Source organism: Caballeronia hypogeia (genome assembly GCF_001544875.2).
GTDB classification, from domain to species: Bacteria; Pseudomonadota; Gammaproteobacteria; order Burkholderiales; family Burkholderiaceae; genus Caballeronia; species Caballeronia hypogeia.
The window spans coordinates 12,408-31,257 of record NZ_FCOA02000013.1; the positions used below are offsets into that span (position 1 = coordinate 12,408).

The window sequence follows — 18,850 nt, forward strand, 5'->3', positions numbered from 1 at the left end:
CGCCATGACCACACTATCGCGAATCGAACATGACGCATTCGGTCCCATCGAGATTCCGTCGGATCGATACTGGGGAGCGCAAACGCAGCGCGCCCTCGGTCTTTTTGAAATCGGTGAAGAGCGCTTCCCGGCCGTCCTGATACGCGCATTCGGTTTGCAGAAACTCGCGGCCGCACGCGCCAACGTGCAGTGCGGGGTGCTCGCGCCGGAGCTTGCTTCGGCGATCGAGAAGGCCGCAATCGAACTGCACGAGGGAAAGTGGGACGGTCATTTCCCGCTGACGATCTGGCAGACCGGGTCCGGTACGCAGACCAACATGAACGTCAACGAGGTCATCGCGAACCGGGCAAATGAGTTACTCGGCCAACCGCTCGGGACCAGGGCACCGGTGCATCCGAACGATCACGTCAACCGCTCGCAATCGTCGAACGACAGCTTTCCGACGGTGATGCATGTGGCGGCCGCGATCGAGGTGAACGCGCGTTTGCGGCCAGCGCTGGATGAACTCCGCTCGGCGCTCGCGGAGCGCAGCCTTGCCTTCGCCGACATCGTGAAAGTCGCCCGCACGCATCTGATGGACGCCGTGCCGATGACCATGGGGCAAACCTTCGCCACCTTCGAGCGCCAGCTCTCGAATGCGCTTGCTCGCGTCGACGACGCCTTGCCCCGGCTCCTGATTCTCCCTCAAGGCGGCACCGCTGCAGGCACGGGACTGAACGCTCCTGCCGGCTTCGACACTTTCTTTTGTGCGACGCTTGCGGAGGCTACCGGTTTGTCGTTTGTCCCGAGTCCCCATAAGTTCGAAGGCATGGCGGCGCACGATGCTCTCGTGGAACTGTCAGGGGCATTGAACACGATCGCGACTTCGCTGCTGAAGATCGCGAACGACATAAGATTCCTCGGTTCCGGTCCTCGTTGCGGGCTCGGCGAATTGCTTGTTCCGGATGACGGACTGACTTCCTCGATCATGCCAGGCAAACGCAACCCGACGATCGCGGAAGTGCTCGTTCAGGCGTGTTTCCAGGTCATCGGTAACCACCAGACGATCACTCTGGCCAACGCGTCCGGCAATTTCGAACTGAACGTCGCCAAACCAGTGCTTGTCTACAACCTGCTCCAGTCGTTGCGTGTGCTCGCCGATTCAGCCAGCGTTTTTGCAAGGCGCCTCGTCCGTGGCATCGAGGTGGATCGAGAGCAGCTCGCGACCAACGTCGATCGGTCACTGCTCGCAGTCACCGCCCTGAATCCGATACTCGGCTACGACCGCGTTGCACGGATTACGCGGAAGGCGTTGCGCGACCGAGTGACGGCACGCACGGCAGCGATCGCGCTCGGGTTTCTCGATGGCGACGAATACGACCGACTGGTCGATCCCGCCATGCTCGCCGCAGGCAATGTTTCGAAGCGGTAATCCGCCTCACGGCGAACTGACGAGCGGGAGTTCAGGAAAGGCCATTCCCGCGCCAATCGCCGGTCATGACTTGCTCATATATTTCTCTGCCAGCGCCTCATACAGCGGCGGCGCGAACAGCTTCGACACCTGACTCGAAATCAATGCGGTGGCCATCAGAGACAGCACGAGCGCGTGTCCATTGATCATCTCGATGACGATCACGAATGCCGTGATCGGACTCTGCGTGACGGCGGCGAGATAGCCGACCATGCCTAGCGCGATCAACATCGGCAATTCCATGCCGCCAAAGACGAGATGGAGCGCGTTGCCGATGCCCGCCCCTATCGCGAGCGACGGCGCGAAGAGTCCGCCCGGCACGCCGGGAAGGTACGAGCCGACCATCGATGCCATTTTCAGCAGCGGGTAGCTCGCGCCGAGCTGAGAGTTGCCTTCGAGCATGCCGCGCGCTTCCGCATAGCCGCTGCCGAATGTGTGACCGCCGGCGGCGACACCGAGCACCGCGATGAACAAGCCGCACGCCGCGGCGAATGCCACCGGATGAGACAGCCTCCAGTCGATCAGCCGCGCCGGCATCCAGCGCTGCGTGTTCAGCAGGAGCCAGCAGAAGATGCCGCCCGCGACGCCCGTCACCGCGCCAAGCAGGATGACGGCAAGCGCGAGCGAATCGGGGAAACGTCCGCTCAGATCGATCGTGCCGAAGTATGTGTAGTTGCCTTGCAGCGCGAGCGAGACGATACCCGCGAAGATGATCGCGGTGATCAGCACACCGCTGGTGCGTTGCTCGAAGCTGCGCGTGAGCTCTTCGATGGCGAAAACCACGCCCGCGAGCGGCGCGTTGAACGCGGCCGAAAGTCCGGCGGCCGCGCCCGCCAGCGCCAGACTGCGCTCGAGCGCGCCCGCGCGCATGCTGCGCAGCCGCGCGGGATAAAAGCCTCGCAGGCTGAACATGAGCGCCGCGCCGACGTGAATGGTCGGCCCTTCGCGCCCGATGGTGAAGCCACCGAGAATCGACAGGAACGACAACGCGATCTTGCCGATGAGAATGCGGATGGTGAGCAGTCGCGGCCCCAGTTCGCGACCGTCATGCAGCATTGCGATGACCTGCGGAATGCCGCTGCCTTCGGCGCCCGCAAAGAAGCGGCGCGTCGCCCAGACGCAGAGCGCGCCAATGGCAGGCGTGAGCAGCAACGGCAGCCACCAGCAGATGGCCCTGGCGCGCAGAAACGTGTCGTATCCGAAGTCGATCAACCACGCGTACATGACCGCGACGAGCCCGGTCGCGACCGCGCCGAGCCAGAACACGCCGTAGTGCAGCCAGAGCCGCCTGCCACGCAGGATGGTGCGTCGGTCGATGAATCCAGGGATGCGCATCGGAATGGTCTAAAAAATTTAAGGCACATTGTGACATAAACTTTTGCCCGCCCTCCGCCGTGGCAAGCCGGAACGACTAGCGGCTCATTCTTCTTTCGCGCCGAACACCCAGCCGAACAAGCCGTAATGAGCCTTGTGCTCGGCCGCGAGTTTGAGCAGGCAGCGCTCGCCCTTCGCCGTCAGATGAACCTGCACCTGCCTGCGATCGGTCTTGTCCGTCTTGCGCCGGACGAGTCCCGATGCCTCGCAGCGCGACACCAGGGCGGCCGTGCCATTGGGCGCCGCCTGCAGTCGCTCCGCGAGTTCGCCGACGGTGGCCCAGTCGCGCCCGGGAAAGCCGCGCACGTGCAGAAGCAACTGATACTGGAGCGTCGTGATTCCGGCTGCATTGGAAATCTCCTCCGATACGCGCAGGAACTTGCGCAACTCGTAGCGGAAGACGGACATCGCTTTCAAGTCCTGCTTGTCCGGAAGACTGGCGCTCTTTTCACTGTTCGACGACATTGACGAATTCGACTGGAGATAGGTATGACGATCCGCGTTCGATCATACCTAGTTTAGTACTGGAAGCCGGATACGCATCGTCCGTCGAAAGCAAAGCCGGACGCGTGCTGTGCCCGGTTCCGGCTGTCGATCGACCTTACTTCTACATCGCGCCCGATGCCGGATGAAGGTCGCGCAGTCAGCACCGGCACGGCGGCACACGCAGCCGCGGTTGCCGAAAGCGTCCTGAGGTCCTGTAATGTCTCAGGAAACGGCGATTCCCCGCGCTTTTTACACTTGTTCTGATCTTGCTCGTTATAGTTGCTCAACAGACATGCCGCCGCGCCGCGCGGTCTGGTAACCTGCCCGGTTTCACCGGCTTGAATGAAAGACTACGAAACGCTATGGATACACCGTTCAACGAACGCGGCGTCACGCTCTCGCGCGCCGGCCTGTCGGCTTCCGGCCAGATGATTCCGTTGCGCGATCTGCGCGCCGCGCGCGTCGTCATGGTCCCTCGGCAGAAGCCGTTGCCCGTCATCATCGCGCTAATCGGGCTCGTCGCGCTCGGCGCGGGCATCGGCACCGGCTCGGGCGCGGCGCTCGTGATCGGCGCGATGATCATCGTGGTCGGATATCTCACCTGGATCACGCAGGACGTGATCTATCAGTTGATGGTGGCGACGCCCGACGGCGAGCGCGAAGTGCTCATCACGAAGGATCAGGAATTCGCGGATCGCGTCGCCGCGCTCGTCGGCGACGCGATCGGCAAGCATGCGGCCAGCGCGGCGGCGAAGCCGGCGGCCGGTTCCTGAGAGCGCGGGTCGTCGAACGCGTCAGGTCACCTGTAATGTCTCGACATGCCAGATATCGCGCGCGTATTCCGCGATCGTGCGATCCGACGAGAAAATCCCCATTCCCGCGACGTTCTCGATCGCGCTCTTCGTCCACGTATCCTTGTCGCGGAACTTGAGATCGACTTCGGTCTGCGTCTTGTCGAAGCTGTCGAAGTCGGCGAGCACCATGTAGTGATCGCCCCAGTCCACGAGCGTATGGAAGATGTCGTAGAAGCGATGCGGCTCTTCCGGCGAGAAATGCCCGAGGCGGATCTGGTCGAGCGCGACCTTGAGCTCGGGATTCTCCTCGTAGATCTGTCGCGGCCGATACCCCGCCGCGCGCAGGGATTCGATCTCGTCGGTCGTGTTGCCGAAGATGAAGATGTTCTCGCGCCCCACGGCGTCGCAGATTTCGATGTTCGCGCCATCCAGCGTGCCGATGGTCAGCGCCCCGTTCAGCGCCAGCTTCATGTTGCCGGTGCCGGATGCCTCGGTGCCCGCCATCGAGATCTGCTCTGACAGATCCGCGGCCGGAATGATCAGCTCCGCCACGCTCACGCCGTAGTTCGGAATGAAGCCGACCTTCAGACGATCGCCCACGAGCGGGTCCGCGTTGATCTTCTTCGCGACATCGTTAATGAGCTTGATGATGTTCTTGGCCATCTTGTAAGCCGATGCCGCCTTGCCCGCGAACATGACCACGCGCGGCGTCCAGTCCTGCTCAGGATTCTCGCGAATGCGGTTGTAGCGCACGATCACGTACAGGATGTTGAGCAGTTGCCGCTTGTATTCGTGAATGCGCTTCACCTGCAGATCGAAGAGCGCTTCCGGATTGATGATCGCATTGGCGTCGCGTTTCGCGCGCTCCACGAGTCGCAGCTTGTTGGCGAACTTCGCGTCGTGGAAGGCCTTGCGGAACTCCGGATCGTCGCGCCATTCGCGCAGGCGGCCGAGTTCGAACAGATCGGTTCGCCAGCGCGGCCCGAGACGCTTGTCGATCAGCGACGACAGCGACGGGCTCGCCTGCGCGAGCCAGCGGCGCGGCGTGATGCCGTTCGTCACGTTGGTGAAGCGCTCGGGATACATGCGCGCGAAATCGGAGAAGATGTTCTGCACCATCAGTTGCGAGTGCAGCTTCGACACGCCGTTCACCTTGTGGCTCGCGACGATCGCGAGATGCGCCATGCGCACGCGGCGCTGGCCGAATTCGTCGACGAGCGAGATACGGCGAATCAGTTCGACGTCGCGGCCGAACTTCTCCGTGACCTGCTTCAGGAACTGCGCGTTGATCTCGAAGATGATCTCCAGATGACGCGGCAACAGACGCGCGAGCATCTCGACGTCCCACGTCTCCAGCGCCTCGGGCATCAGCGTGTGGTTCGTGTAGGAGAACATCTGCTGCACGAGCTTCCACGCCTTGTCCCACGGCAGATGATGGCGATCCACGAGCAGGCGCATCAGCTCCGGAATCGCGAGCACCGGATGCGTGTCGTTCAGGTGCACCGCGACTTTTTCAGCGAGCCGTCCGAAATGCGTGTGCGTGCGCTGATAGCGGCGAATCAGATCCTGCATCGTCGCGGAGACGAAGAAGTACTCCTGACGCAGGCGCAATTCGCGACCCGCCTGCGTGGAGTCGTCGGGATACAGCAGACGCGACACGTGCTCGGACGTGTTCTTCGCTTCCACCGCGCGGCGATAGTCGCCCTGATTGAACGCGGAGAGATCGAACTCGTCGGTGGCGCGCGCGGACCACAGGCGCAGCGTGTTGGTCGCCGTCGTGGCGAAGCCGGGGATGACCGTGTCGTAGGCCATCGCGTTGACGTGCTCGGTGTCGATCCAGTCGGTGCGATCGTCGTGCTGCACGGTGCGGCCGCCGAAATGCACGGTATAGACCACTTCCGGGCGCGGAAACTCCCACGGATTGCCCGCGCGCAGCCAGTAGTCGGGCATCTCGACCTGATTGCCGTCGACGACCGTCTGCCGGAACATGCCGTACTCGTAGCGGATGCCATAGCCGAAGCCCGGCACGCCGACGGTCGCCATCGAATCGAGGAAGCAGGCGGCCAGCCGCCCGAGACCGCCGTTGCCGAGCGCCGCATCCGGCTCGAGTTCTTCGAGCGTCGCGAGATCGACGCCCAGACCCGCCAGCGCGTCGCGCACTTCGTCGTAGATGCCGAGCGCGAGCAGCGCATTGCTGAAGGTCCTGCCGATGAGAAACTCCATCGACAGGTAGTAGACGCGTTTCACGTCCTGTTCGTATTGAAGCCTCGTGGTGCGCATCCAGCGCGCGACGAGGCGGTCGCGCACCGCCAGCTCGGCGGCATGGAGCCAGTCGCGCGGCTGCGCGGTGATTGCGTCCTTGCCAACGCCGTACATCAGGCGGTTCGAGATGGAGCGCCTGAGCGCTTCGACGGTGCTATTGAGCTGGTCGAACTCCAGGTCGACGGATGTCATCGGAACCTCCGGTTTTTGCGACATATGCAACGACCGCGAAAGCACGACGGGAGTTCAATGCGGACGCACCAGATTAGCGCCCTGCCCCGTCCATGCGGGTGCGGCCGTGCCTGAAAGTGCAGGTTACGCCAGTTTTATTTTTTTTGGTATGACAAGGAGGAAACGGACGAGGCCCGGGAATTGCTCGGCGCAATGTCCCGGGCCTGTCATGATGTCGTGCTTTATTTCGGTATCCCGATGTTTAGCGTGCGAGTCAGCGACGCGGCGCGCGAGCCGCGATCATCAGCAGCGCGGCGAGCGATACGGCCAGCAGGATCAGCGAAAGCGCCGATGCAGGCAGATAGTAGCCACGATTGACCTGTCCCACGACGACGATCGGCACCGTCGCGAAACCGGGCGGATAGACGGTCAGCGTCGCACCGAGTTCGCCCAGCGAAAGCGCGAAACCGAGCGCGAGGCTCGCGCGCATCGCAGGGACGAGTTGCGGCAGCACCACGCGCATCAGCACCATGCGCGGCGGCGCGCCGAGGCTCGCGGCGGCTTCGCGCAGCGTGGTCAGTTCCGGACGCAGCGCGGCGGCGGCGCAGCGGTAGCAGAACGGCAACACGAGCGCGAGCTGCACGAGCACGACGATTGCCGCGGACCCGGAAAGATCGAGCGGACGCTTGTGATACGCGATCAGCACCGCGAGCCCGAGCACGACGCTCGGCACGCCGCTGCCCATCATCGCGACGGCGTCGACCAGCGCGCCGAGACCGCGCCGGTCACGTCCTTCCAGCGCGAGCGCAAGCCAAAGCCCGAGCGCGGTGCCGAGAAACGCGACGCCGAGGCCCACTTCGAGACTCGTGGTGAGCGCATCGAGATCGCTCGATGAAAGGCGCGCGAACCAGCGCGCGCTGAAGCCGTCCGGCAGAATCGTCCCGGACCAGTGCGACGCCACGCTCGACAGCGCGACGACCGCCACCGGCAGCACGAACAGCCAGGCGCATAGCAACGCGACGAAGCCCGTGAACGCGATGCGCAAGAACGCGCCGGGAGTGAAGCGCGATGAAGCCGAAAGCTGCATGTCAGCGTCCTCCCGAGCGTCGGTTCACGCGCCGGTACAGCGCATACAGGGACAGCGACATCAGCAGCATCACGACCGACCCGGCGGCGGCCGTGGGCAGATCGAGATCGACGGTGGCGGCGCTATAGATCGCGATCGGCAAGGTGATCAGATGCGCGCTGCCGAGCACGAGCAGAATGCCGAACTCGTTCAGCGTGAGCAGGAAGCACAGGACCGTGCCCGCCGCGATGCCCGGCCACGCGAGCGGCAGCACGACTTTCGTCGCGACCATCCAGCCATCGGCGCCGAGGCTCTTCGCCGCTTCGACGAGCCGCATGTCGAGCGTGGCATAGGACGCGAGCGTCGGGCGCACGACGAAAGGCGCATAGAACACGACCTCCGCGAGAATCACGCCGCCGATGCCGAACAGAAAATCGAGCGGCGGCGCGTCGAGCGAGAAGAGCCGTTGCAGGCCGATGCTGACCGAGCCTTGCGAGCCGTAAAGAAAGATCAGCGTGAAGGCGACGAGAAACGAAGGAAACGCGACGAATAGCTCAAGGAAACGCGTCAGCAGGCGCGCGCCGGCGAACGGCCGGAAGAACAACATCGACGCGAGCGCGACGCCGAGCGCCGACGCGATGCTCGCGCTCGCGAAGAGAATGCCGAGCGTCGTGCCGATCATGCCGCGCGTTTCGGGATTGCCGAAGAACGCGGTGTACGCATGCAGCGTGAAGCCTTGCGGACCCGTCACGCTCAGCATGACGAGCCGCGCCAGCGGATAGACGACGAGCGGCCCGAGCACGCACACGAGAATGAAGAGCAGATGCCATTGCCCCTTTCGCTCGCGGCGCTTCGCTTCGGCAGCATGCGCTGCGAATTGCGCGGACAGTTCCGCATCGCTGATGCCGCCTTCGCCGCGCGCGATGCTCTCAGGGACGAACAAGGACGACATCGTCAGCCTCGAAACGAAGTGAAACGCGCGTCCCTTTGTCGGGCATGCGCGAATGGCCGCGCTGCGCCGTCACGAGCACGGGCTCGCCGGGTAGCGCATCGAGCGCGACGGAAATGGACAGCGCCGCGCCATACCATTCGACCGATGCGATCGTGCCGTGCAGCGGACCTTCGCCCAGCGGCACGATCATGAAGCGCTCGGGACGAATGCACGCGAGACGCCCGCGCTCTTCGTGCCGCGCGTCGCCGACGGGATATACCACGCGCGGCGGCAGCAGATTCGCCGCGCCGAGATAGCGCGCGACGAACGCATCGTTGGGTGCGTCGTACAGTTCGCGCGGCGCGCCGAGTTGCGCGATGCGGCCATCGCGCATCAGGAGCGTGCGGTCGGAGAGCACGAGGGCGTCGTCCTGATCGTGCGTCACGCAGACGATCGTCAGATTCGGCAAGCGTTCATGCAAGGCCTTCAGCTCGCTGCGCACGGAGGCGCGCAGATTGGCATCGAGCGCGGAGAGCGGCTCGTCGAGCAGCAGCACATCCGGTTCGATGACGAGCGCACGCGCCAGCGCCACGCGCTGCTGCATGCCGCCGGACAACTGCGCGGGCATCACGTGGCCGGCATCGCCGAGCTGCACGAGCTTGAGCGCATCGGCGACACGGCGCGCGATCTCGCCCGCTTTGAGCTTGCGCGCGCGCAGGCCGAAAGCGACGTTGTCGAACACGGACAGATGCGGGAACAGCGCATAGCTTTGAAACAGCAGGCCGAGATTGCGCCGATGCGGCAGCACGTGCGTCAGATCGCGGCCCGCGATGGCGAGCGTGCCCGCGAGCGCATCGGCCTTGACGAAGCCGGCGATGAAGCGCAGCAGCGTGGTCTTGCCGCAGCCGCTGCGCCCGAGCACCGTCAGGAACTCGCCGCGATCGATGCGCAAGGAGAGATCGTCGAGCACGGTGCGCGCGCCGAAGCGCACCGTGAGGCGATCGATGTGCACGCCCGGCGTCCGCTGTGCGCCGGGCGCTTCCCTGGGAAGTGCGCTCACGTTATGACTTCGGCTTGACGACTTCGATCTGCTTGCCCGAGTTGCCGATCACTTCGGTCTTCCAGCGCTCGGTCCATCCGGCCTTCTTCTGCATGACCTGGTTCCAGTCGACCGGAATCAGCTTCACGCCCGCGATCGCCTGCTTGACGGCTTCGCCGTTCTTGCCGGCGAGCGGCACGTCGGTGCGTGCCGGGATGCCGTAGATGTCGGGCACTTTCGACTGCACGTCCGACGACATCAGATAGTCGATCAGCTTCTTGCCCGCTGCCTGATTCGGTCCGCCCTTGATGAGGCCGATCGCATACGGAAGCTGGAACGTGGTCGGCGCTTCGCCCGTCTTGTGCGAGAGAAACAGCGGCTTGATGGAAAGGCCGCCGTTCGCGGCGTCGTCGAGATCCATCTGCAGGTCGCCGTTGGCGAACGCGATCTCGTTACGCGAGAGCAGCACGTCGAGATAGCCCGTGCCCTTGGTGTGGAACTTGGCGCTTTGTTCGAGCGACTTGAGGTAATCGAAGGCCTTGTCCTCTCCCATCAGCGCCGAGGTCAGGATGATGACGGCCATGCCGTCGCCCGCCGTCGCCGGATTCGAGTACGCGACCTTGCCCGCGTAGTTCGGGTGCAGGAGATCGGCGAAGGTCTTCGGCTCGTTCTTCGTGACTTCGGGATTGATCGCGAACGAGAAGTAGTTGTTGACGAAGGTGGCCCATGCGCCGTCTTTTTCCTTCGCGATGGCGGGCACGTTCTTGTAGTTCACGCTCTGGTACGGCTGAAGCAGGCCGCCTTGCTGCGCTTGCTGGATGAACGGGGGCAGCGTGACGAGCACGTCGGCCTTGGGCGAATCCTTCTCGACGGTGGCGCGGTTCACCACTTCGCCGCTGCCTGCCGTGACGATGTTGACCTTCACGCCTTCCTTCTTTTCGAATGCGGGAAGCACGTCCTTGTACAGATTCTCGAGACCGTCAGCGGTGTACAGGATGACGGCGTCGGCGGCGTGTGCGGGCATCGCGGCAAGCAGGGAAAAGGCCGCGGCGAACGCCGGCAGCACGTTGCGCGCGAAGCGGAAATCGCGAGTCATGGTGGTGATCTCTGTTGTCGGGAAATTGGTGAAGGCCGGTCGCGACCTTCGACCCGAAGGATTGCAGAGATCTATGACATCGACGTGAATGCGCCACGCATTGCCACGCAGGGACACATTTTGCCAATGCGAAATAATCGACGATCAGGCCACGATCAGGTCGGGCCCGCGCGCCGCCAATGCCCGCTTCAGGCCCTCATCGGGCGCAGCCTCACACACCAGATACCGCACCGACTCGAACCCCGCGATCCTCACCGGCGTGACCAGCCCGAACTTCGAACAATCGGCGACGACCACGGGACACGCGGCGGACGCGATCATCCTCCCGCGCACTTCGGCCGCGAGTCGCGAGTAATCGGTGAGGTGCGCATCGTCGGTAATCCCGCCCGCCCCGACAAATGCAAAATCCGCGTGATACTGCGCGAGCTGCTGAATCGTATCCAGTCCGAACGTGGCGTCCTCCAGATCGGCGAGCTCGCCGCCGAGCAGCGTCACGCGATTGCCATTGCGCCGCGCGAGCAGCAAGGCAATGCGCCAGTCGTTCGTATAAACCGTCAGCCGATGCCGCTGCGCGAGCGCGCGCGCCACCGCTTGCGTCGTGCTCCCCGAATCGATGATCACCGATGCCCCGTCGCGCACGAACGCCGCCGCGCGCACGCCGATCGCCTGCTTGGCCGCCGCGTTCTCCGCTTCGCGCACGTCCACATGTGGCTCGCGCCTGTCGATCGACAATGCGCCGCCGTGCGTCGTCGTCACGAGTCCGCGTCCGGCGAGCACGTTGAGATCGCGCCGCACCGTCTCGCGCGATACGCTCAACGCACGCACGAGATCGGCCACCGCGAGTGCGCCATGCTTTTCCAGCTCGGAAAGAATGAATTGGTGACGTTGTTCGGCGAGCATTGTCCGGTGACGAAAAAGGAAGCGAGGCAGCGTGTGGAGTTTAGCGGCCTAATGTGGCACTTCCTTGGCAGAGCCGCATTCGTCAAGCCGTCTCGCGCAATGGATTCTTTCCGCGGCGTGTGCAATCGGCGAGCGTGCATCCGCTAGACTTTGCCGCTCTGCACGAGCGATGAACGAGGCTATCCGATGTACAAGAAAGGCGTGGTGATCGAAATTCAATTCCCTCCCGATCGCCTCAACGACGCAGCCGGCGACCCTTACTGGATCGATCTCACGCTCGACGAAGCAAAACGTCTGCACGCGCAACTGTCGCGCCGCTTCGAAGGCGACGCGCGCGCCAATCAGCCGCTCGACACCTTCACCATCGAATGACGCGCACGGCGCGGCGAGTGCACGGATAGACAAGACGGACACGGCCCGTCGCGCCGATACTGGCGCATTCCGTTCCGGCTCATGCCTCACATGCTTTCGATTCTCGCCGCGCCCGTGTTCGTGTTTCTCTGGTCGACCGGCTTCATCGTCGCGCGGGCGATCACGCCTTACGTCGATCCGAATCTGTATCTGCTCGCGCGCTTTTCCGGCACCGCGCTGCTGTTCATCGGGATCGCCGCCGTCACGCGCGCGCCCTGGCCGCGCGGCCGCGATACGGCCAGACATCTGTTCGCCGGCGCGCTGCTGCAAGGCGTCTATCTGGGCGCGGGCTACTGGGCCGTCGCGCAAGGACTCGGCGCGGGCATCATGGCGCTGCTCGGCGCGCTGCAGCCACTGCTCACCGCCGCCATTGCCGCGCGGCTGTTCGGCGAAAGACTTTCGCGGCGTGCGTGGGGTGGGTTCGTGCTCGGTCTGGCAGGCGTCGCGCTCGTGCTCGCGCCGAAGATCGCCGCGAGCGCTGCGACCGGCGCGCAATCCGGCCACGCTGCGGCAGGCCACGCGCCGCAATGGCTCGTCGTGACGATCGCCGTGCTCGCCGTCGTCGCGATCACGGCGGGCACGCTGTATCAGAAAACCTCGCTCGCGCGCGCCGATATCCGCAGCGCCAGCGCGCTGCAGAACACCGGCGCGGCCATCGTCGCGCTTGTGCTCGTGCTGGCGCTCGGGGAACAACGCTTCATGCCGTCGACGACGACGTGGCTCTCGCTCGCATGGGGCATCGTGATGCTCTCGGGCCTCGCGACCACGCTGCTCGTCTGGATGGTCAGGCGCGGTGACGCTTCACGCGCGACCGCTCTGCTGTTTCTCGCGCCGCCGCTCGCCGCGCTCGAAAGCTATCTCGCGTTCAACGAAACACTGAACGCCGTGCAACTGGCGGGCTTTGCCGTGGCCCTCGCGGGCGTGCTGCTCGCGCGCTCGAAATAAGACCGCGCGAGCGGCTCAGTCGACCGTGTCCGCGCCCGCCGGAATGTGCTCGCGCACCGCCTTGCCCGGTCCCGGCGACCACGCGGGCCGCGTCTTTCTGCCGGTATCGACGACCACCAGATAATGGCCCGCCCAGGGCGTCGTCTTGCGCGTCGCCTTGAGGACCCACATCGACTGGCCTTCCGACGCGCGCGCCTCGTATTGCGCATCGATCACGCCGTGATGGTCGAAGAACACGTTGAGCGTCGACGGAATCCGCACGCAGCCCTTCGAATGCCACATGCCGAGCAGCGGCTCCAGCTTCTCGGGATCGGTGGCGTGCATCTGGAAGCGCATCGGCGACTTGCCGCCCTTGCCCCAGCCGCGCTCGCCATCGGCCCAGCCGAAATCGTAAATGCGCATGTCGCGCGCGCCGTAGCCGCGAATCTTGAACTCGTTGAACGTGCCTTCGGCGCGAAAGTCCATGTTGCCCGGCACGTGCTGAAACACGCCGAGCGGCGTGAGAAAGTGATCGTAAGTGCCGGGACGGCCAGTCGATACCGGCGATGCGCCGATCATCGACCACGCATCGTCCGGCTTCGCGCGGAAGTAGACGAACAGCGCCTGCACGTTCTGACTGCGATCGACGAGCACGACGAACTCGTCGGCGAGATCGCCGTGGCCCTCCTTGTCGAGCGCGCGTTGCAGCACGCGGCCGTAGGCCTGCTGATCCGCGGCGGGCACATTGAGCCGCCGGTCGACTTCTTTCGCGAACGTCTGCCGCATCGCGAACGCGCCGCCCGGCGGCATGCCGGTGCGCTGTGCGAGATTGGGCTCGGGCGGTTCCGGCGCCAAGGGCACTTCGGGCGCCTGCGCTTCCGATGCCGCACTCGCCGCCGACGCCGCGCTGGCAGCGGATGCCGCAGAGGCCTCGCTCGCCGCCGACGCAGAGGAAGCCGGCGCGGGCTGCATCGGTTGCGCGGGCATGGGCACGGGCATCGCGGGCAGCGCGCGTTCCGGCGCGCTCGCGCCCTGTGGAATGCTCGCGCCGAGTGGCATGGGCGGCGCCGGCACGGCGGGCGCGACGGGTCCGACCGGCAGCGCCGTCACGCGGCCTTGCGCCACTGTCCCGGCCGATGCCCCCGACGTTGCCCCCGACGCCGCCGGCTGCGCGTGCGCCGTCAGCGCGATCGAAAGAAGCGCGCCCGCCGCCGCGCCTGAGAAAAACCCCGCGCCGGACGGCGTCTTGTTCGTCCTGTTCTTTCCTGCCTGCTGCATCGATGTGAATGATCCCCTTCCGGTTCGAGCGGCCATGCGTGCATCGTCCGATGCATCGACAAAAAAGCCGGTGCGCACGAGGCACCGGCTTCGCCGCTACATATAACGTTCGTCAGGGGAGGCCCAGCAAAGTTCATTCCGGGCGTGCGCTACGGCACGCGCGATTTCAGTGCAAGCGGATGGACGCGTCGCCGGAAGCCGAGGCCCGCGCGCGCAAAGGTGCGTCCAGCAGACGCTGATGGCATAGCCGCTGAGCGATCGCCTCGCCGATGTAAGGCACATCGGTCGAGAGCCGCGCGGTCGCGTAGGCCTGCGCCGTGCCCGCGCCGTGGACCTCGATGTCGCTCGCATAGTCGCCCAGCTCGTGTTCCAGAAAGCGTCGCACGTCGCGCGCGGCGCATCGCCGGGGGAGGTTCCAGACCAGCAGATTCATGGCCGTCACCTCCGCACGCGAGCCGGCGCCGGCTGCCGCCGCTGCTTCACGATCGTGCGCGCCGCGAGCGTGCCGACAACGAAAAGGGACACAAGGCTAAGTATCATGACGACTCCACGGCCAATTTCGAGATAGCTCCATACTAATCCAGTAGACCAGCCGCGCGCTGCGGCATTCCGTCTTTTTCAATAGATGTTCTAAATCGGATGGATGAGGGGAACCAATCGCCGCAAGCCATCTGAAGCCATTAAAAGCCGCTGCATGACATGCTGGAAAGATTCGGGTAACGGCTCGACCAGTCGCCGGCCATCGCGGTCTGCGCCTCCTTGAGCGTGATGTCGCCGGTGCAGACGCAGCGCTTCAGATACACGGCGATCCGTTCCTTTCGACGCTGCCCCGCGCGGCCGTCCCAGCGGCGCAGGTCGAGATTCGCGGGTGAATTGGGCGACCCGCCGAGCAGTACCGGCATGCGGTGATCGAGCGCATATTCGGATGCAAACATCGCGTCGATGCTGCGTTGCTTCAGCAGCTTGTCCTTCTGCTTCATCTGGATTTCGAACGACGGCAGCACGCGGTCCACGTATCCCGGCACGCAGATCGTGTCGACGATCGTCGACTGCGTCACGCGCGAGTCGAGCAATTCGGCCCGCTGCGCGTGCGAAATGCCCGGCAAGAGCGCGAGCAACGCGCAGCAATACGCCAATGTCGCGCGCGCGTTCGGAATGGCCCGGCGCCCGCCTGTTCTCGGTGTCTCGATGTCCCTTCGATTCATGCCTCTGTGCGCCGCGCAATTTCGAGATGATCGGAGGTTCAATTAAAACACACGAAAGACGCGCCGCACGCGAAGCGTTGGCTGCGCGCATCGGCGCGCGCTGCGGCGGCACCACGCAGCGCGCGTGAAAGTCATGCGGCGCGGCTTGCGGGCGCTGCTTCGAGCGCGGCGTCGAGCGCCTCGGCCGCCGCGACGAATGTCGCGAACGACGCCGCGATCGCCACGTCTTCGTCACCGTTGCGGTCCTCGTCGATGGCGCGTTCGCAGTCGCGCTGCAAAGCGACGCACGCGCGCATGAACGGCGCCGCCCCGATCACCGCCGAGCCGCCCTTCATCCGATGCGCCAGGTCGCGCAGGCGCGCGTGGTCGCATTCTTCGAAAGCCGCGCGTGCCTCGGACAGATCGAGTGCGTTCGCGGCCTTCAGGGTGTCGGCGAGCGCACTGGCCTGATCGCCGAAACTGGCGAGCAAGGCCTGGTCGAAGAGCGGTGCGTCGAGCGTTTGTGCCTTCCGCTCCATCGGCGCTTCTGGCGCTTCTGGCGCCGGGCGCGTCCGCGTGGCCGCGAGGAGCGCGTCGCGCAATGCGTCCAGACCGAGCGGCTTCACGAAACACGCCGTCATGCCCGACGCGATCGCGCGCGCGGCGGCGTCCGACTGCGCATTGGCGGTCAGGCCGACGATCGGCACGGGAGCCGCCTTCGAGGCATCCCGCCTCTCGTCGTCCCGGATCGCGCGCGCCAGTTCCTCGCCGCTCATCTCGGGCATCGAGCAATCGGTGACGATGACGTCGAAGGCCTGGCGGGCGGCGCGCCAGCGGGCCAGCGCGCTCTTGCCGTCGCTGGCCAGTTGCGCCGTGCCGCCGAGCAGCGCGATCTGCCGGTCGAGCACGATGCGGTTGGCCGGATGATCGTCGACGACCAGCACGCGCAGCCCGCCGAGCGACGCGGTGCTCGGGCTCACCGCTTCGACCTGCGTAGCCTGCGCCGCGGCGGCGGACGCGACCGCCCGCGCCTCTGGAAACTCGACGTGCACGGTGAAACGCGTGCCGCGCCCGGGCTCGCTCGACAATTCGATCGCGCCGTCCATCATCGTCACGAGCCGCTTGCTGATCGTCAGGCCGAGGCCCGTGCCGCCGACGCTGCGCGCGCGGCCATCGTGCGCCTGCACGAAAGGCGTGAAGAGCAGCGCCTGCTTGTCCACCGGAATGCCGACGCCCGTGTCCGATACGGCGAGCGTCAGGGCGCGTCGGCCATCGCGGGGCGGCGCGACGTCGTATTCGAGGGTGACCGCGCCGATATCGGTGAACTTGATCGCGTTCGACAGCAGATTGCCGACGACCTGCCGCAGGCGCTGTCCGTCGGCGAGCAGCGAGGCCGGGCCGCCTTCCCCCAGCCGCTCCACGACGAGCGCCACGCCCTTCGCGCGCGCGGCCGGTTCGTAGATCGCGGCGACGCCCGCGATCCACCCTTCGATCTCGAGCGGCGCGGGCGCGAGCACGAGCCGCTCGGCCTCGATCTTCGCGACATCGAGCAGATCGTCGATCATGCCGAGCAGATCGCGCGCGGCGTGATGCGCGGTCGACAGCGCGCGCTCGGTCTCGGCGCGTTCGCCCGGCGCGCGCAGCTCCATCTCGAGCAGGCCGAGCACCGCGTTCATCGGCGTGCGGATCTCGTGGCTCATTGTCGCGAGAAAAGTCGACTTCGCGCGGTTGGCGGTTTCGGCTTCCTCCTTCGCGGCGCGCATCGCCTTTTCGGCCGCGATGCGGCGCACGATCTGTGCGCGCAAGGTCAGCGCCCACCCCAGGAGCGCGAACATGAGCGCCGCACCCAGAAACGCGCCGAATTCGACTTGCGGACGGCGGCGCGCCCACAGCATCTCGGGATGCTCGGCAAGCTTCCAGCGCCCGCGGATCGCCTCCAGCTCCGCGGGCGGCAGGCTCGCGATCGCGCGATCGACGATGCCGCGCAGCACCGGCTCGCCCGATGCGACCAGCAAGCCATGCGGCACCGGCACCGTGGAGAGTACGCCGCTCGTCACCACCGCGCCGCGATACGGATTGCCGACCGCGTAGTTGGCGATCGCAAGGTCGTACACGGCCGCGTCGGCGTCGCCCTTCACGACCGCGTGGAGCGCACCCTCGAGCCCGCGCGTATCGACGATGCGCGCCTGCGGCGCGGCGCGGCGCACCAGTTCGCGCAACGGCGAATAGTCCGGCACCGCGACGCGCTTGCCGGCGAGCGCGGCCGCATCGCGCAACGGTGGCTGGCCGACGGCGGTCACGATGGCCGGCAGACCGTCGCCGGTCGGCAGGCTCGCCTTGCCGTTTGCGCCAGAGGGCAACGCGCTCAGCGCATACGGGACGATCAGCGATGCCCCGCTGCGCAGATCGCCGTCGAGCTGTTCGGTCGAGGTACGCATGCGCGCCTCGAAGCGCAGGCCGGTCACGCGCGCGATCGCATCGAGCACGTCCACGGCGGAGCCCGCCGCGTGGCCCTGCGAGTCCGCGAACATCAACGGCGCCGCCTGTTTCAGCATCGAGTAATGCACGACCGGATGGGCGCGCAACCACGCCTGTTCTTCCCGGGTGAGCGCGATCGGCTCGTCGCGCGTGAGGACGGAAGCGGTCGGACTCCAGCGCCGCAGCGTGACAAGCATGAAGCTCGGCGGCAGCGCGGCAAGCGCGTCGTCGACGCGCCGGCGCAGCGTATCGGCATCCGGGCGACCGCGCGCGAACGCGAAGCGATAGCCGTCCTCGCCGAGCGGCGCGAACTCGGTGACGGTGAGATTGGGCAGATCGAAATGCGAAATCGTGTAGCCCACGGCGGTCATGTCGCCCGCGCAGGCATCCGCATCGCCGAACGACACCGCGAGCAAGGCGCTGATCAGATCGGGATAAGCGGCCGGCGCAAGCGACGGATAGGCGCTCCGCAAACGCTCCGGCAAAGTCTGTCCTTCGACATAGGCCACGCGATGCGTGGCCGCGCCGCGCTTCGTCAGCGGCTCGACCAGAACATTGCGGATCGGCAGATAAGGATGACTGAGCGCGAACGGCGCGCGCTCGTCAAACGCGGTCGCGCCCGTCGCCATGTCGATGTCGCCGCGTGCGAGCGCCTCGCGCAGCGCGGCGCGCGTGCGAAAGAAGCGCCATAGCGGCGGTGCGCCCAGTGCTGTGGCCACGGCGTTGACCGCATCGTCCGAAATGCCGCGCGGCGCCTCCCGCGCGAACGCGTCGTAGTCAATGCCATACGCCATGTCGAGCGGCGGCGTCATGCCGGGCACCGCGCCGATCACGACCGGCCGCACGGCTGAAGTATCCGCCAGCGCCGGACACGCTGCGCACACCAGCAGCACGAGCGAACATAGCCACGCTCGCGGAAGGACCGCCCGCGCGGCATTGCCACGTCGCTTCGCTGTATCGAACAAGGCCGCATCCTCTCGTCGAGCGGTGCGGCCAGTGTCTCAAA

General features: G+C 65.7%; 16 protein-coding genes. 4 read left to right on the forward strand and 12 right to left on the reverse strand.

Annotated features, from left to right (window positions below; translation table 11 throughout):
* Positions 1 to 4 precede the first annotated feature (4 nt).
* Positions 5 to 1,411 (forward strand): class II fumarate hydratase, encoded by a 1,407-nt coding sequence (locus AWB79_RS19600; RefSeq protein WP_061169102.1) that lies wholly within the window; start codon positions 5 to 7, stop codon positions 1,409 to 1,411.
* 63 nt (positions 1,412 to 1,474) lie between these two features.
* Here AWB79_RS19600 and AWB79_RS19605 read toward each other — a convergent pair whose 3' ends face one another.
* Together AWB79_RS19605 and AWB79_RS19610 are read right to left on the reverse strand one after the other, a co-directional pair.
* Entirely contained in the window at positions 1,475 to 2,785 is a 1,311-nt protein-coding gene (locus AWB79_RS19605; protein WP_061169103.1) for a chloride channel protein, read from the reverse strand.
* A gap of 84 nt (positions 2,786 to 2,869) precedes the next feature.
* Positions 2,870 to 3,289 carry a MarR family winged helix-turn-helix transcriptional regulator gene (locus tag AWB79_RS19610; RefSeq protein ID WP_061169104.1) on the reverse strand — a complete coding sequence of 140 codons (420 nt, stop codon included), beginning with the start codon at positions 3,287 to 3,289 and terminating at the stop codon, positions 2,870 to 2,872.
* 383 nt (positions 3,290 to 3,672) lie between these two features.
* Between AWB79_RS19610 and AWB79_RS19615 the strand changes: the two genes are divergently transcribed.
* Positions 3,673 to 4,083: a DUF6232 family protein gene (locus AWB79_RS19615; protein ID WP_061169105.1), complete on the forward strand. Its 411-nt coding sequence runs from the start codon at positions 3,673 to 3,675 to the stop codon at positions 4,081 to 4,083.
* A 21-nt stretch (positions 4,084 to 4,104) separates the two neighbouring features.
* Here the strand turns inward: AWB79_RS19615 and AWB79_RS19620 are convergent, their stop codons facing one another.
* The 6 genes from AWB79_RS19620 to AWB79_RS19645 form a co-directional block, all read right to left on the reverse strand.
* Positions 4,105 to 6,558 (reverse strand): glycogen/starch/alpha-glucan phosphorylase, encoded by a 2,454-nt coding sequence (locus AWB79_RS19620; RefSeq protein WP_061169240.1) that lies wholly within the window; start codon positions 6,556 to 6,558, stop codon positions 4,105 to 4,107.
* A 253-nt stretch (positions 6,559 to 6,811) separates the two neighbouring features.
* Entirely contained in the window at positions 6,812 to 7,624 is an 813-nt protein-coding gene (gene phnV, locus AWB79_RS19625) for a 2-aminoethylphosphonate ABC transport system, membrane component PhnV (protein WP_061169106.1), read from the reverse strand.
* A 1-nt stretch (position 7,625) separates the two neighbouring features.
* Entirely contained in the window at positions 7,626 to 8,555 is a 930-nt protein-coding gene (gene phnU, locus AWB79_RS19630) for a 2-aminoethylphosphonate ABC transporter permease subunit (RefSeq protein WP_061169107.1), read from the reverse strand.
* Positions 8,533 to 9,594, reverse strand: coding sequence for a 2-aminoethylphosphonate ABC transport system ATP-binding subunit PhnT (gene phnT, locus AWB79_RS19635; protein WP_061169108.1), 1,062 nt, complete (start codon positions 9,592 to 9,594; stop codon positions 8,533 to 8,535). The genes phnU and phnT overlap by 23 nt, the downstream gene beginning before the upstream one ends.
* Position 9,595: 1 nt before the next feature.
* Positions 9,596 to 10,669 (reverse strand): 2-aminoethylphosphonate ABC transporter substrate-binding protein, encoded by a 1,074-nt coding sequence (gene phnS, locus AWB79_RS19640; RefSeq protein ID WP_061169109.1) that lies wholly within the window; start codon positions 10,667 to 10,669, stop codon positions 9,596 to 9,598.
* A 144-nt stretch (positions 10,670 to 10,813) separates the two neighbouring features.
* On the reverse strand, positions 10,814 to 11,569 hold the full coding sequence (locus tag AWB79_RS19645) for a DeoR/GlpR family DNA-binding transcription regulator (protein ID WP_061169110.1): 756 nt from the start codon (positions 11,567 to 11,569) through the stop codon (positions 10,814 to 10,816).
* A 186-nt stretch (positions 11,570 to 11,755) separates the two neighbouring features.
* On the opposite strand from AWB79_RS19645, the gene AWB79_RS19650 reads away from it, so the two are divergent.
* Positions 11,756 to 11,941, forward strand: a complete 186-nt coding sequence (locus tag AWB79_RS19650; RefSeq protein WP_061169241.1) for a hypothetical protein — start codon at positions 11,756 to 11,758, stop codon at positions 11,939 to 11,941.
* Between the two features lie 90 nt (positions 11,942 to 12,031).
* Positions 12,032 to 12,925, forward strand: coding sequence for a DMT family transporter (locus AWB79_RS19655; RefSeq protein WP_061169111.1), 894 nt, complete (start codon positions 12,032 to 12,034; stop codon positions 12,923 to 12,925).
* A 15-nt stretch (positions 12,926 to 12,940) separates the two neighbouring features.
* On the opposite strand, the gene AWB79_RS19660 is transcribed toward AWB79_RS19655, so the two are convergent.
* The 4 genes from AWB79_RS19660 to AWB79_RS19675 all read right to left on the reverse strand — a co-directional run bounded on the left by AWB79_RS19660 (position 12,941) and on the right by AWB79_RS19675 (position 18,809).
* Positions 12,941 to 14,182, reverse strand: a complete 1,242-nt coding sequence (locus tag AWB79_RS19660) for a L,D-transpeptidase (RefSeq protein ID WP_061169112.1) — start codon at positions 14,180 to 14,182, stop codon at positions 12,941 to 12,943.
* Between the two features lie 166 nt (positions 14,183 to 14,348).
* A complete protein-coding gene (locus tag AWB79_RS19665; RefSeq protein ID WP_061169113.1) occupies positions 14,349 to 14,615 on the reverse strand; it encodes a hypothetical protein in 267 nt (88 codons plus the stop codon).
* Positions 14,616 to 14,862: 247 nt separating this feature from the next.
* Positions 14,863 to 15,387 (reverse strand): hypothetical protein, encoded by a 525-nt coding sequence (locus AWB79_RS19670; protein ID WP_061169114.1) that lies wholly within the window; start codon positions 15,385 to 15,387, stop codon positions 14,863 to 14,865.
* A 131-nt stretch (positions 15,388 to 15,518) separates the two neighbouring features.
* Positions 15,519 to 18,809 carry an ATP-binding protein gene (locus AWB79_RS19675; RefSeq protein ID WP_232470935.1) on the reverse strand — a complete coding sequence of 1,097 codons (3,291 nt, stop codon included), beginning with the start codon at positions 18,807 to 18,809 and terminating at the stop codon, positions 15,519 to 15,521.
* Positions 18,810 to 18,850: the final 41 nt, after the last annotated feature.